Origin of the sequence: Aeribacillus sp. FSL M8-0235 (assembly GCF_038000355.1) — a bacterium.
GTDB classification, from domain to species: Bacteria; Bacillota; Bacilli; order Bacillales; family Aeribacillaceae; genus Aeribacillus; species Aeribacillus composti.
This window is the reverse complement of record NZ_JBBOBW010000001.1, coordinates 385001-398497: the sequence shown is the minus strand read 5'-3', so window position 1 is coordinate 398497 and position 13497 is coordinate 385001. Positions and strand designations below refer to the sequence as shown.

General features: G+C 37.4%; 15 protein-coding genes and 1 pseudogene (1 of these 16 running past the window's edge). 7 read left to right on the top strand and 9 right to left on the bottom strand.

Features of this window, described 5'->3' with window-relative positions:
- The first annotated feature begins 367 nt into the window (after positions 1 to 367).
- The gene (locus NSQ71_RS02105) at positions 368 to 802 is read left to right on the top strand and encodes a VOC family protein (RefSeq protein ID WP_044747371.1); all 435 of its coding nucleotides are present in this window, start codon (positions 368 to 370) and stop codon (positions 800 to 802) included.
- Between the two features lie 124 nt (positions 803 to 926).
- Here the strand turns inward: NSQ71_RS02105 and NSQ71_RS02100 are convergent.
- Positions 927 to 1308: pseudogene (locus tag NSQ71_RS02100) on the bottom strand (transposase); the annotation flags it as partial.
- A 775-nt stretch (positions 1309 to 2083) separates the two neighbouring features.
- Here NSQ71_RS02100 and NSQ71_RS02095 point away from each other — a divergent pair.
- The 3 genes from NSQ71_RS02095 to NSQ71_RS02085 all read left to right on the top strand — a co-directional run bounded on the left by NSQ71_RS02095 (position 2084) and on the right by NSQ71_RS02085 (position 3970).
- On the top strand, positions 2084 to 2566 hold the full coding sequence (locus NSQ71_RS02095; RefSeq protein ID WP_130158258.1) for a DUF2975 domain-containing protein: 483 nt from the start codon (positions 2084 to 2086) through the stop codon (positions 2564 to 2566).
- A 10-nt stretch (positions 2567 to 2576) separates the two neighbouring features.
- Positions 2577 to 2798, top strand: a complete 222-nt coding sequence (locus NSQ71_RS02090; protein ID WP_063388940.1) for a helix-turn-helix domain-containing protein — start codon at positions 2577 to 2579, stop codon at positions 2796 to 2798.
- Positions 2799 to 3184: 386 nt separating this feature from the next.
- Complete coding sequence (locus NSQ71_RS02085) at positions 3185 to 3970, top strand: DUF817 domain-containing protein (RefSeq protein ID WP_066248107.1); 786 nt, start codon at positions 3185 to 3187, stop codon at positions 3968 to 3970.
- Between the two features lie 468 nt (positions 3971 to 4438).
- Here the strand turns inward: NSQ71_RS02085 and groL are convergent, their stop codons facing one another.
- Positions 4439 to 6061 (bottom strand): chaperonin GroEL, encoded by a 1623-nt coding sequence (gene groL / locus NSQ71_RS02080; protein WP_063388690.1) that lies wholly within the window; start codon positions 6059 to 6061, stop codon positions 4439 to 4441.
- A gap of 53 nt (positions 6062 to 6114) precedes the next feature.
- A complete protein-coding gene (gene groES, locus NSQ71_RS02075; RefSeq protein ID WP_063388689.1) occupies positions 6115 to 6399 on the bottom strand; it encodes a co-chaperone GroES in 285 nt (94 codons plus the stop codon).
- A gap of 248 nt (positions 6400 to 6647) precedes the next feature.
- Between groES and NSQ71_RS02070 the strand changes: the two genes are divergently transcribed.
- Complete coding sequence (locus NSQ71_RS02070) at positions 6648 to 7379, top strand: CPBP family intramembrane glutamic endopeptidase (RefSeq protein WP_063388688.1); 732 nt, start codon at positions 6648 to 6650, stop codon at positions 7377 to 7379.
- Positions 7380 to 7383: 4 nt separating this feature from the next.
- Positions 7384 to 7587: a YdiK family protein gene (locus NSQ71_RS02065; protein WP_063388687.1), complete on the top strand. Its 204-nt coding sequence runs from the start codon at positions 7384 to 7386 to the stop codon at positions 7585 to 7587.
- 92 nt (positions 7588 to 7679) lie between these two features.
- Here NSQ71_RS02065 and tatC read toward each other — a convergent pair whose 3' ends face one another.
- From tatC to NSQ71_RS02050, 3 genes are read right to left on the bottom strand one after another with little or no spacing between them, the layout of a single operon-like run.
- Positions 7680 to 8426, bottom strand: coding sequence for a twin-arginine translocase subunit TatC (gene tatC, locus NSQ71_RS02060; protein ID WP_066248101.1), 747 nt, complete (start codon positions 8424 to 8426; stop codon positions 7680 to 7682).
- A gap of 22 nt (positions 8427 to 8448) precedes the next feature.
- Positions 8449 to 8622, bottom strand: coding sequence for a twin-arginine translocase TatA/TatE family subunit (locus NSQ71_RS02055; protein WP_063388685.1), 174 nt, complete (start codon positions 8620 to 8622; stop codon positions 8449 to 8451).
- A 14-nt stretch (positions 8623 to 8636) separates the two neighbouring features.
- Entirely contained in the window at positions 8637 to 9278 is a 642-nt protein-coding gene (locus tag NSQ71_RS02050) for a redox-sensing transcriptional repressor Rex (protein ID WP_063388684.1), read from the bottom strand.
- 311 nt (positions 9279 to 9589) lie between these two features.
- Between NSQ71_RS02050 and NSQ71_RS02045 the strand changes: the two genes are divergently transcribed.
- Positions 9590 to 11512 (top strand): ABC-F family ATP-binding cassette domain-containing protein, encoded by a 1923-nt coding sequence (locus NSQ71_RS02045; protein WP_066248100.1) that lies wholly within the window; start codon positions 9590 to 9592, stop codon positions 11510 to 11512.
- 274 nt (positions 11513 to 11786) lie between these two features.
- On the opposite strand, the gene tsaD is transcribed toward NSQ71_RS02045, so the two are convergent.
- The 3 genes in view from tsaD to tsaB are tightly spaced (each overlapping or abutting the next) and all read right to left on the bottom strand, a layout consistent with a single transcriptional unit that may run on beyond the window.
- The gene (gene tsaD, locus NSQ71_RS02040; protein ID WP_130158245.1) at positions 11787 to 12806 is read right to left on the bottom strand and encodes a tRNA (adenosine(37)-N6)-threonylcarbamoyltransferase complex transferase subunit TsaD; all 1020 of its coding nucleotides are present in this window, start codon (positions 12804 to 12806) and stop codon (positions 11787 to 11789) included.
- Positions 12806 to 13285, bottom strand: a complete 480-nt coding sequence (gene rimI / locus NSQ71_RS02035; protein WP_063388681.1) for a ribosomal protein S18-alanine N-acetyltransferase — start codon at positions 13283 to 13285, stop codon at positions 12806 to 12808. Before rimI ends, tsaD begins: the two co-directional genes overlap by 1 nt.
- On the bottom strand, positions 13255 to 13497 hold the 3' portion of the coding sequence (gene tsaB / locus NSQ71_RS02030) for a tRNA (adenosine(37)-N6)-threonylcarbamoyltransferase complex dimerization subunit type 1 TsaB (RefSeq protein ID WP_066248096.1). The gene runs 453 nt beyond the window's last position; the window shows 243 of its 696 coding nt (coding positions 454-696); its start codon lies off the right edge, out of view; it ends in the stop codon at positions 13255 to 13257. Before tsaB ends, rimI begins: the two co-directional genes overlap by 31 nt.

The following is a 13497-nucleotide window of genomic DNA, read 5'->3' as shown; positions in this document are numbered from 1 at the left end:
CTATTAAACAAACTTTCTTCTGAAAAAACTAAATTATCAAAAAACGATCCAGAATTTCTTATCTAAACTATGATAATAGATAGGCTACATGGTATTTTGTGTATGCTCTATCTATTATTTTTTTACATAAGTAAATATCAATACTGAATGCAAGTTAAAACGGGAAATGACAGATGCAAGCAAAGATGTCCTTATCGTTGCTAAAAACAAGCGTATATAAGAGTTAGAGGAAGAATTCAAACGGTTAATAGGTATTCTGGCACAGACATTGTGATGATTATGATAAAGGTATATAATGACAATAGTTAATGCATATTTATTGCGTATTAGCAGGAAATAGCGAAGCTATAAAAGGAGTGTGTACATAATGGTTGGAGTAGAAATTGATATGGTTGTTACAGACAGCTTGAAAGCATTGGAATTATACGAAAAAATATTCGATATCGAGCGTGTTGAGGTTACAGATTTTCCTAAAGGTGAAAATGAAGTCATTTTTACCCTATATGGAGTACGCTTTCACATGTTGGATGAAAACCCAAAATTCGGATTGAAAGCCCCAAACCCGGATGAACCTAAAACGATTTGGTTTAACATCCTTGTTCCTGACATCAAGGAAACATTTTCAAAGGTGACCAGTGCGGGCTGTACTGAGGTGCAACCGGTGACTGAAATGCCTGATTACGGAGTGTCAAATGCCATATTTATTGACCCTTTCGGCTATCAATGGATGCTGCATCAAATACACAAAGAAGTGAGTTTTGAAGAACGCACACGACTTTGGGAGGAAAAAAGGGATAATTAACAATTGGTGCATTATAAGCATAATACGAAGTTAAATTGGTTTATTGTACGAATCGAGTTACCCGCAAAGTTATACACAATTTATAGTAGAGTAGAAAACTGTGGTATGTCAACACTAAACGAGACACTTTTTTTGAGGTGTTTCTCTTTATACTCCATCGGCTCAAATACCCTAGCGTTCCATGGATTCTAATATGATTAAACCAATGAACATAATCATCTAATTCCATTTTGAGTTGTTCTACACTTTCGAAATATTTACCCGGTCTTCATGATTTTAAAGGTTGCTTCAGCTACTGCGTTGTCATAGGGGCAGCCTTTCATGCTTAACGACCGATTAATCTGAAAAGTATCTAGAGCTTCATCAATGGTCTTGTTTTTGAATTCGTTGCCTCTGTCTGTGTGGAATAATTGAATTTGCTGCAAATCAGCTTTCACAGTCGACAATGCTTCATAGACGAGTTAGGCATCTTTGTTGGGACCTGCACTATGGCCGATAATTTCTCGATTATAAAGATCGACAAATAAACAGATGTAATGCCATTTTTTCACTCTCACGTATGTTAAGTCGCTAACTACAACAGTTAATTCCTCTTGTGGGTCAAATTCCCTTTTCAACACGTTTCTGTTTATTGCAGAAACGCACCCGTTTGAAAAAAGAACATCGTTGCTATTTGAACAAAACACACCAAAATTTAATTAATGGGAATAGATACGTTGCTTAACTGATGACCTTTAGCATCATAAGCCACTTAGAAATATTTTGTCACGACCAAAGTATCGCCTCTTTGCAGTTCAGCAAGCAACTTCTTGCTTATACACGTATGAGCCCCCAGCAGTTTTAAGCCATGTTAAATTTGTTGCTTTGTATGTTTTATATTTCATGTTATTTTCTCCTTTGATTTATGTCACTATGTTTTGACACCTTTTGAAGCCTTAATAATACTAGATTTTTAATGTAGAAGTTATTGTGCACCTATTTTAAGCATTATTTTATAAAAATATAGTTTTTATAAATTTACTTAATTCCGATAACTAAACTATCCCGTGCAGCTTCATGTATTTAAATTAACGTTACAGGTTAGTTGAACAAGTTGTAAATTGAATAGTTTAAGTTATAGAGTATTTCTTTGAAATGAGGAATGCTTTTTATTTTTGTCTAAAATTAAAAGGATATTTCTATAAAACAATAAAAATATAATAAAATTAAATAATAATTTATTGTAAAACGATAAAATGCGTATTAAAATCAAATTAACAATAAATAAGTGAGGTTGTTTTTATGAAACAAGGATCAACATTGTTTTTAAAAATAGCTGTTTTTATTATCGGAACTCCAGTTCTTGCTTTATGTATATTTGGGTTGCCTATGTTAGCTAAAGAAGCAGCAGAAAGTGATTCGGAGTTCGCTTATGTACTATATGGCTTATTAATAGTTATGTATGTATCGGCGGTACCATTTTTCTTTGCTCTGTATCAAGCTTTTAAACTTTTAAGTTATATTGACAAGAACAAAGCTTTCTCGGAATTATCTGTAAAGGCTTTAAAGAATATAAAATACTGTGCAATCATAATCAGTTTATTGTATGTGCCAGGTTTGCCATTCTTCTATATCGCTGCGAAATTAGAAGACGCCCCAGGTATCATGCTAATCGGATTGGGCGTTATTTTTGCTTCAACGATTATTGCAGTCTTTGCAGCTCTTCTTCAAAAGCTTTTAAAAGCTGCCATTGATATAAAATCAGAAAATGATTTAACGATCTGAGGTGAATAACTTGGCAATTATAATCAATATTGATGTAATGCTGGCTAAAAGGAAAATGAGCGTTACAGAGCTTTCGGAGAGGGTTGGAATAACGATGGCTAACCTTTCTATATTGAAAAATGGAAAGGCAAAAGCGATTCGATTATCAACTTTAGATGCGATTTGTAAGGCTTTAGAATGTCAGCCTGGAGATATTTTAGAATACAGAAGTGACGAAGACACCCAAGGATAATAAAGCGTGATATTTTACAGGTTGTTATTGTTGACATTTTTTATAAGTACTAATTCTTTCAAAAATGGTGGCAGTAGGAGGGTTAACATTTCATTTTTTCGTTGGCAATCTCCTATTCCACCATGATATTCTGAGTTTCTATCATTGCTGTAATAATATCCAGTATCAAATGAATCAAATTTATAAGGGGAGTTACTCATGAGTTTAACCATTCATAATGTTTTGGAATAAAAAGGAATTAGATGATATAAATCTTCTTTAAACAGCCTTTTAAAATAAAAGAAATTATTCGGTGGTGAACCTATGTACATAACCCTAAATCTATTTAGCTACTATACTAAGCAGGGCTTACATATATTCAGAAAAAACCTTTGGAGGCACAGATCATGAGAGCCCTAAAACAACTCGTTCGTTTTGGTTGGGAGCAGGCTCTATCATGTTTGTTTCCTGTCGTTATTTTTGCCTCTTTGGCTTTCACAAAAATCATGCCACTTCCCTTCCTGCCACGGTATGACTGGCTGCTCATCATCTGCCTTCTGATGCAGTGGTGGATGGTGCGTTCTGGGCTTGAAACACGGGATGAACTAAAGGTTATCACATTGTTCCATCTTATTGGACTTGCTCTTGAACTTTTCAAGGTACATATGGGCTCATGGTCTTATCCAGAGGAAGGATATTTCAAAATTTTTGGAGTGCCTTTGTATAGTGGATTCATGTACGCAAGTGTAGCGAGTTATCTTTGCCAGGCGTGGAGGAGGCTTAAGGTTGAACTGGTTAATTGGCCACCATTTTTGGTAGTTGTACCTCTTGCAGCTTCGATTTATTTGAATTTTTTCACCCACCATTATTGGATTGACGTTCGTTGGTGGTTAACTGGAATTGTAATGATCGTTTTTTGGCAATCATGGGTCGCATTCGAGGTTGATGGAACTCGTTACCGTATGCCACTCGTACTTTCTTTTGTGCTCATCGGATTTTTTATATGGATAGCCGAAAATATCGCAACGTTCTTTGGAGCTTGGGAATATCCAAACCAAACCGATGCATGGAGCCTCGTTCATCTAGGAAAGGTAAGTTCGTGGTTCTTATTAGTGATTGTTAGCTTTCTTATAGTAGCGACGTTAAAGCAGGTTAAGGGAAAAATTGTTTCACCCAAGAAGGATAAGGTTTAAAGAGGCGTTTGATAATCATTTAAAGGAACGAGATAGAGGTTCTTTTTAGGCTATACCCACTAATGAAAGCTCACGTGTTATTCAGTTATCGGGCGCCTTTTTGGAGTCACGATAAAAGAGGCTGTCCAAAAGGTCAGGGTAACTGATTTTTTGGACAACCCCGTGGAGGAAACAGTCCCTCTCTATTCCAAATCCATTTCAGCGATCCCCTATCTATCTTACATTACACAAAATTGTTGACGGTACCTAGTCAGTAAATATTGTCCCTATTAATTATCATTTCTCTACATCGTTATTCTATTAAAAAGAAAATAATGTTGCGCCATTAATAATAAAGAAGCTCCCCAAAAGCCCAGTGAAACTTATGAGAAGCTTTATAAAAATTTGTGATTTTTTCGTGGTCAAAATGTGGTCAAAAAAATAAGGAACACCAGGAAACCCTGGTGTTCCAAGATTTTTGAGCAATTATTACATCATTCCGCCCATGTCAGGCATGCCTGGGTTGCCGTTGCCTTTGTTTTCTTCTGGTTTGTCAGCAACAACTGCTTCAGTTGTTAAGAACATAGCGGCAACGGATGCTGCGTTTTGAAGAGCAGAACGAGTTACTTTTGTTGGGTCAACGATACCAGCTTCGATCATGTTCACCCATTCGCCTGTAGCAGCGTTAAAGCCGATTCCAACTTCTTCTTTTTTCAAGCGTTCAACGATAACAGAGCCTTCTAAACCAGCGTTGTGAGCGATTTGGCGAACTGGCTCTTCTAAAGCGCGAAGAACGATGTTTACACCAGTTTGAACGTCGCCTTCTGCTTCAATTTCAGCAACTTTTTTGTAAACGTTAACTAGAGCTGTACCACCACCGGAGACAATTCCTTCTTCCACTGCTGCACGAGTGGAGTTAAGAGCGTCTTCGATGCGAAGTTTACGTTCTTTCAATTCTGTTTCAGTAGCGGCACCAACTTTGATAACTGCTACGCCGCCAGCTAATTTTGCTAAGCGCTCTTGAAGTTTTTCTTTATCAAATTCAGAAGTTGTTTCTTCCAATTGAGCTTTAATTTGATTTACGCGAGCTGCAATTTTGTCGCTTGCGCCTGCGCCTTCAACAATTGTAGTTGTTTCTTTCGTTACAACAACTTTTGCAGCGCGGCCTAATTGAGAAATAGTAGCGCTCTTAAGATCTAAACCTAAATCTTCTGTAATAACTTCACCATCTGTTAAAATGGCGATATCTTCTAACATTGCTTTGCGGCGGTCACCGAATCCAGGAGCTTTTACAGCTACAGCATTAAATGTACCGCGAAGTTTGTTCACAACTAATGTTGCTAAAGCTTCGCCTTCAACATCTTCAGCAATGATTAATAAAGGTTTGCCTTGTTGTACAACTTGCTCAAGAACTGGCAAGATTTCTTGGATGTTAGAGATTTTCTTGTCAGTAATTAAAATGTATGGATTTTCAAGAACAGCTTCCATTTTATCAGAATCTGTTACCATGTATGGAGAAGCATATCCGCGGTCAAACTGCATTCCTTCTACAACGTCAAGCTCAGTAGTGAAACCTTTAGATTCTTCAATAGTGATAACGCCATCGTTACCAACACGTTCCATTGCTTCAGCAATTAATTTACCTACTTCATCATCCGCAGCAGAAATAGCAGCAACTTGAGCAATTGATTCTTTTCCTTCAATTGGTTTAGAAATTGCTTTTAATTCTTCAACAGCTGTAGCAACTGCTTTTTCAATTCCTTTACGTACACCCATTGGGTTTGCGCCAGCTGTTACGTTTTTAAGTCCTTCGCGGATCATTGCTTGAGCTAAAACTGTTGCAGTAGTTGTACCGTCCCCAGCAACATCGTTTGTTTTGCTAGCAACTTCTGCAACTAATTTTGCACCCATGTTTTCAAATGGATCTTCTAATTCAATTTCTTTTGCAATCGTAACGCCATCGTTTGTAATTAACGGAGAACCGAATTTTTTCTCAAGAACAACGTTACGGCCTTTTGGTCCTAAAGTAACTTTAACCGCATCTGCTAATTTATCCACACCACGCAGCATTGCACGACGTGCTTCTTCACTGAATTTAATTTCTTTTGCCATGTTGCGAAAACCTCCTCAAAATTTAAATTGTCTATGATATTGGGCTGTCTCTATTAGCCGATCACAGCCAAAATGTCGCTTTCACGCAAAATTAAGTATTCTTTGCCGTCATATTTTACTTCTGTGCCGGCGTATTTTGAGAAGATAATGCGATCGCCAACAGCAACTTCAACTGCAACACGTTCACCGCTGTCTAATACACGACCAGTACCAACTGCTACTACTTTACCTTCTTGAGGTTTTTCTTTAGCTGTGTCAGGCAATACGATGCCGCTTGCTGTTTTTTCTTCTGTTTCAACAAGTTCAATTACAACGCGATCACCTAATGGCTTTAACAAGGGAAACAACCTCCTCAAATATCTTTTGAGATTTTCAAAATTTATTCCTTATTCATTATTAGCACTCATTGCTATCGAGTGCTAACACCAATTATTATATTAAAGAAACCTCCTCTATTTTTCAAGTCTCTTTTAAAAAAATTTTAACATCCACCATTAAGTGCTTACCTTGTCAAAATTGTTTTTCTTTCTTTAAAACATTGTGTGTTAAAATAGTCATATGAATCTTTTATAAAGGAGAACTATTCGTGAAAAAGCAATATTGGTGGATCATCATTACGTACATCATTATGCAGCTCTCATCCTATATTGGAGTTCCCCTTTTTTATGAACTGGGTGTTGGCGTCGATGAAAATCTCAATGCAGGACTTTTTCAAGCGCAAGCATATTGGTCGATTACAAGTTTTACTGCTGCGTTTGTCATTATTTTATTTCTCCTTCGTCATGAACGAAAAAATAATGTCCGGATTGAAAAAGCTTCTTTCGGCGAATCTGCCATATGGGCTGTTTTCGGAGTTTTTTTAGCTTTTTTCATTCAAACAATCGTTGGCAATATTGAAATATATGTACTTAAAGTTAATCCGATGTCGGAAAATACTCAAGTCATTATGGATTTAATTGAAGCAACGCCTTATTTGATTATTGTCACATCAATAATAGGACCGATTCTTGAAGAAATTATCTTCCGAAAAATTATTTTCGGGGTGATTTATCAAAAAACGAATTTTTGGATCGGCGCGCTTGTCAGCTCGCTATTGTTCGGCATCGTGCATGGGGAGCCTGAACTTTTATTGCGTTATACAGCAATGGGGTTTACGTTCGCTTTTTTATATTATAAAACAAAACGCATATTAGTCCCTATTTTTGCCCATACAATGATGAATACAATCGTAGTCATCATTCAAACAATTTATCATGATGAGATTGAAAACATGATGAAGCAAATGGAACAAATACAAATCATTATTGGAGGCAGCTAAGATTATGAATTTTCATCCCGTTTCCATGGGACTCTTCTATTTTATCATGGGAGTTCTATTTACATATTTAGCAATTCATCATGCTGAAAATGGTATGTGGACAGCTACAAATATGATTTTAATGATTTTAGCCACGTTTGATTTTGCTGTTTCCATCCGCATGTTCACTTTCTCATATAAAATTCGGAAAGCAAAAAACAACCGATGAGGTGTAATGATATTATCCCTCTTGTGTAGACAGTAGGAAAAAAGCCTATACTGTCTTCACAAGAGGGATATGTTTATAACAGCCCATCGGTTTTACTTTTGATCTGATTCTTTTATTTGAGAAGACTGTGCTTTTTTGTAAGCAAATCTTGAAACAATGATACTTATTTCATACAAAATGAATAGCGGAATCGTGACCATTAAATGCGACACAATTTCAGGCGGCGTAATAATCGCTGCGATAACAAGCAATACAAAATACGCATATTTTCTAACCTTTGCCAAAAACGCCGGATTGATGATCCCGAGTCTTGTTAAAAACATAATGACAACGGGAAGCTGAAACAACAGTCCGAAAGGCAATGTTAACTGCAGCAGGAAACGAAAGTATTCATTTATTCCTATCATTTGTTGAATGTTTAAATCATTGGAAAGCCGCCCCATAAAATCGATGACAAAAGGAAACAAAATAAAATAAGAGAAGCTTATACCTAAAAGAAATAAAGCAACCGACAACGGTATATAGCTTAATGTGACCCGCCTTTCTTTTTCATACAGTCCTGGGCTGATAAACGCCCAAAGCTGGTACAATAAAACAGGGAAAGTTAGAATTAAAGCAATAATAAATGTAATCTGCATATAAACGATCAATGGATCTGCAGGACGAAAAGCATTTAAGGCGAATTGCTTTGCTTCATCAGTTTGCTGTAAAAAAACAATAATTGGCTTCGCTATGAAAAAGCCAGTAATCATAGCAACGAAAAAGAAAACGACTACAATAATCAGCCGTTTTCTAAGCTCCGCTATATGCTCCAACACGGACATTTTTTTTTCGCTCATCATTATTCATCCATTCTTCTTGCTATTCATTTTTCTTGTTTTCTTCATCATCGTCTGCTAAGCCCTTCGTGGCACTTTTAAACTCCTTTAATGATTCTCCTATAGCTTTTCCAAGCTCAGGAAGTTTTTTCGGCCCGAAAACAAGCAGAGCTGCAAATACAATCAACAGCAAGCTTCCAATTCCAATTGTTGGCATTTAATATCGCTCCTTCAATCTTCATTCGAATAATGTTTTAAAAAATATGCAAGAGCCTGAAGTTCAACAGATAGATCGATATGATGAATCCGAATTTTATCCGGAACATTTAAGCGAGCCGGCGTAAAATTTAAAATGCCTTTTATGCCTTTTTCCACTAACCGATCCGTTATTCCTTGAGCGGCAGTTGCCGGGACCGTTAATATCGCAACAGGCACATCATCAGGCAATTCACTTTCTAGCTGATCCAAATGATAAATTGGAACTCCACCAATTTTCATTCCTACTTTTCGTTTATTAATGTCAAATGCAATAACAATTTGTGTGTTGTTATTTTTTGTAAAATTGTAATTTAAAAAAGCTGTTCCCAAATTTCCGACTCCAATGAGGGCAACTTTGGTCAACTCATCTTGGTCAAGCGTCTTTCTAAAAAATGATAACAAATAATTGACATTATATCCATAACCTTTTTTGCCCAGCGCTCCGAAATATGAAAAGTCCCTTCTAATTGTCGCAGAATCTACTTTTACTGCTTCACTCAGTTCTTGAGAGGAAACACGTTGTTTTCCCGAGGCATGTAAATTTTGCAAAAACCGATAATATAGAGGTAATCTTTTTGCAGTTGCTTGCGGTATCTTAGATTGATCTTGATTCAATGCTCATCCCTCGCAATCCAAAACAACCTGACTAATTTTGTTTTTAACTATGTTTTCTAGCAAGCGGCTGCTCGCCTGTATGAAACAATATCAGACTGATAACGCTTCCATCCTGATCTTCTTCTCCGTCTACATTTCTTTTTATTTGTTTTTTCTCCAAACTCTCCTTATATAAAAACTATACACTATTTTTTTATTCGTGTCTTTTGAACGATTGTTACAATTTCTTGTCCTTTTGTTCATCAGGTCAGTTGCCTGCAGTCAAATATATAGGCTACACTTATTCTAGCAAAGATTGAGGTGAACTATGGATGATTTTATTGCAGTTAAACAAAATCACAAAATATTATGGTGCTGACCTTATTTTATCGAATATTAAGCTGGAAATCCAAACAGGAGATAAAATCGCCGTTGTAGGCCGCAATGGAGCCGGAAAATCAACATTATTGAAAATCATTGCCGGTGAAATGCCCTTTGATTCTGGTGAAATTGTGAAGCCAAAAGATTTAACAATCGGCTATCTGGCACAAAACACAGGATTAGAATCAACTAAGTCGATATGGGATGAAATGCTAACCGTTTTTGAAGAGCTGCGGAACATCGAAGCTGAGCTGCGAAATATTGAACAAAAAATGGCAGCTATCTCCTCAGCTGGAGATTCTCATGCTTTGCAAAGCTTAATGAAGGAATATGATTCACTCCAACATTTATATAAAGAAAATGGCGGATATCAATATGAGGCGGATATCCGTTCTGTGCTGCATGGATTAGGGTTTGCTGATTACGACTATTCAACTAAAATTTCGGTTTTGAGCGGAGGACAAAAAACCCGGTTAGCACTCGGAAAGCTCCTGTTGAAAAAACCGGATCTGCTCATACTCGACGAGCCGACAAACCATCTCGACATGGAAACATTAAACTGGCTCGAACAATATTTACAGCATTATAATGGAGCGGTTCTAATTGTTTCCCATGACCGGTACTTTTTAGATCGCGTTGTCAACACTGTTTATGAAATATCACGAACAGTTTGTACGAAGTATGTTGGGAATTACAGCGCTTATTTAAAACAAAAAGCGGAAGCGTACGAAAGGGAATTAAAACAATTTGAAAAACAGCAAGAAGAAATCGCGCGGATGAAAGATTTTATTCAACGAAACTTAGCAAGAGCATCGACAACGAAACGTGCGCAAAGCAGAAGGAAAATGCTTGAGAAAATGGAAATACTGGACAGGCCCGCTGGGGACGAGAAGTCAGCCAGCTTTTCCTTCGAAATCGAAAAGCAAAGCGGCAATGACGTGTTAAAAGCCATTGATTTGTCCCTTTCCTACGATCAAAAAACTCCGATCGTGAAAAATATTAACTTTTCGATCAACAGGAAGGACTCAATTGCCTTAATAGGGCCAAACGGAGTTGGAAAATCTACCTTATTAAAAACGATCATCAACCGCTTAAAGCCGCTGAGCGGAAAAATTCAGTTTGGATCTAATGTCCAAATCGGATATTATGACCAGGAACAAGCGGATTTGTCTTCATCTAAACGGGTTTTAGATGAATTGTGGGATGACTATCCCGAAAAAACAGAAAAAGAAATCCGAACGGTTTTAGGGAATTTCCTTTTTTCAGGAGATGAAGTGCTGAAAACCGTCTCGTCTTTAAGCGGAGGAGAAAAAGCTCGGCTCGCTTTAGCGAAATTAATGCTAAAAAAAGCTAACTTTCTCATCATGGATGAACCTACGAATCATCTGGATCTCGACAGCAAAGAAGTATTGGAAAACGCTCTGATAAATTTTCCTGGAACAATCTTGTTTGTTTCGCACGATCGTTATTTTATCAACAAAATCGCGACCAAAATTTTTGAATTATCCACAGAAGGCATTGCCGAATATATCGGGGACTATGATTATTACATTGCAAAAAAAGCGGAGATGATCGAGCTTGAACAGTTGAAAGAACCAACTATCGAAACCAAAGAGCAAAAACAAGGAAAATTATCTTATGAACAAGAAAAAATATTGAAAAAAAAGGAACGGCAAAGACAGCGCCGCATTGAAGAACTTGAAAACAAAATAGCAGAAATTGAAGAAGCGATCGCTGAAAACAATGAAATGCTTTGCGATCCAAATATATACCAAGATCATGAAAAAGCTCAAAAACTTCATGATCAAAATGTCATGTTAACGGAACAACTAGATCAGCTGATAGAGGAATGGGAATCACTTCTTTCTGAATAACCGGCTCATGCCGGTTTTTTATTTATTTTGTTTCCTTCAGCATGTTTCTCTCAAACAGTTATCCACATCATTAGTTCCTTATCTTATAATATTTGTCTTATTTGTTCACATTATCCACAACAAACCCCTTTAGTTATCCACATGTTTCACCTTGTTTTTTCTTCTTCTATTTCAATGTTTCGTCTTATTTATCCAAAATGAAGATTTTCTTTGTGGATAACCTGTGGTTAAAACAAAAAAATAGGGCCGCTGTTCATTCGACCCTATTTTGCCTCTATATATATGACGTTAATTCCAATCCAGGATGAGCATTCATACGATAATCACCGAAAATTCCTTTTTCATAAAGTACATCAGCGAAAGCTGCAATCATGGCCGCATTATCTGTGCATAAGGACAATGGTGGAATGACGAGGTCGATCCCTTTTTTCTTTTTGAATGCTTCCTCCATAGCAGTTCTTAATCCTTTATTCGCCGCTACTCCGCCTGATAAAAGAACTTGCTTAGCTTGATACTTCTCACTGGCACGAACAGTTTTTTCCACTAAAACTTCTACAACACTTTGCTGAAAACTTGCAGCCATATCTTTCGGATCTATCGTGATCCCTCTTTGCGCCGCGTTATGAAGAGTGTTAATCACCGCTGACTTCAGCCCGCTGAAACTAAAATGAAACGAGCCTTCTTCAAGCCATGCTCGCGGCAAATCAATGGAAGCAGTTCCTTCATGTGCTAGCCTGTCGATATGAGGCCCGCCCGGATAAGGCAGGTTTAATGTTCGCGCTACTTTATCATAAGCCTCTCCTGCTGCATCATCAAGTGTTTCCCCAATCACCTCAAAACAACCGTGCTCCTTCATATAGACAAGCTCTGTATGGCCGCCGGAAACAACTAATGCAATCAGCGGGAAAGAAAATTCTTTCACAAGACGGTTCGCATAAATGTGTCCTGCAATATGATGTACTCCGATTAGTGGAAGATCATACGCAAAAGCTAAAGCCTTTGCGGCATTGACTCCAATCAATAATGCACCAACCAGCCCCGGTCCTTCTGTCACGGCTATGGCGTTCAAATCGTGATACGACAGATTCGCCTGTTTTAACGTTTCTTCTAATACGAGAGTAATTTGCTCGACATGATGGCGTGAAGCGATTTCTGGAACGACTCCCCCAAAACGTTTATGGCTTTCAATTTGGGAAGCAACGACTTGTGCAACAATTTCTTTTCCGTTTTTCACAATGGCAGCTGCTGTTTCATCACAGCTTGTTTCAATTCCTAAAATTAATCGATCTTTCATTATAAATTCACCTGCATTAATATCGCATCTTCTTGGTTATCCGTATAATAGTTTTCCCGGATTCCGATTGGTTCAAAATTCAATTTCTTATATAATGATTGCGCAACCGTATTCGAAACTCGGACTTCTAATGTAACGGTTTTGGCTCCTTTTTCTTTTGCTACGTTTAAAACGCTTCTAAGCAGGGTCTCTCCCAGCTTTTTTCCCCGATACGCTGGAGAAATAGCAATATTGGTAATCTGCCCATCATCAACAATCACCCATAAACCGCAATAACCTACAACTTTTCCTTCATATTCTATTACTAAATAAGTAGCAAAATGGTTATGGACCAATTCCCGATAAAATGATTCCTTTGTCCAAGGAACCGAAAATGACAGCTGTTCGATTTCATAAACACGATGTATATCTTCAACTGTCATTTTTCGAACATTTACTTGATTATTAATCATGTTGACGTTTTTTGCTGCTCGATCCATTTCGCTTCCGCCTCTGCTAACCTTAAATAATTTGGCACAAACTGATGAACATTGACTGCTTCTCTAGTCATTCCCAGCAAACCTAGCAATCCCGGACGCGGCTGGTGCAATGACGGATCCCCGATGACTGCCAACTCACCCATTATTTCTTTGATCAGATCTAAATGAAGAGAAACATCATTCCCTAAAAAGAGCACCCGCTTTTTGAGCTG

Coding starts and splice junctions, on each gene's coding strand:
- NSQ71_RS02095 (WP_130158258.1), top strand. CDS start 2,084: ATGAAACAAGGATCAACATTGTTTTTAAAAATAGCTGTTTTTATTATC.
- tsaD (WP_130158245.1), bottom strand. CDS start 12,806: ATGAAAGATCGATTAATTTTAGGAATTGAAACAAGCTGTGATGAAACA.
- rimI (WP_063388681.1), bottom strand. CDS start 13,285: ATGGATCGAGCAGCAAAAAACGTCAACATGATTAATAATCAAGTAAAT.
- NSQ71_RS02065 (WP_063388687.1), top strand. CDS start 7,384: ATGAATTTTCATCCCGTTTCCATGGGACTCTTCTATTTTATCATGGGA.
- NSQ71_RS02105 (WP_044747371.1), top strand. CDS start 368: ATGGTTGGAGTAGAAATTGATATGGTTGTTACAGACAGCTTGAAAGCA.
- groL (WP_063388690.1), bottom strand. CDS start 6,061: ATGGCAAAAGAAATTAAATTCAGTGAAGAAGCACGTCGTGCAATGCTG.
- tatC (WP_066248101.1), bottom strand. CDS start 8,426: ATGAGCGAAAAAAAAATGTCCGTGTTGGAGCATATAGCGGAGCTTAGA.
- NSQ71_RS02085 (WP_066248107.1), top strand. CDS start 3,185: ATGAGAGCCCTAAAACAACTCGTTCGTTTTGGTTGGGAGCAGGCTCTA.
- NSQ71_RS02055 (WP_063388685.1), bottom strand. CDS start 8,622: ATGCCAACAATTGGAATTGGAAGCTTGCTGTTGATTGTATTTGCAGCT.
- NSQ71_RS02045 (WP_066248100.1), top strand. CDS start 9,590: ATGATTTTATTGCAGTTAAACAAAATCACAAAATATTATGGTGCTGAC.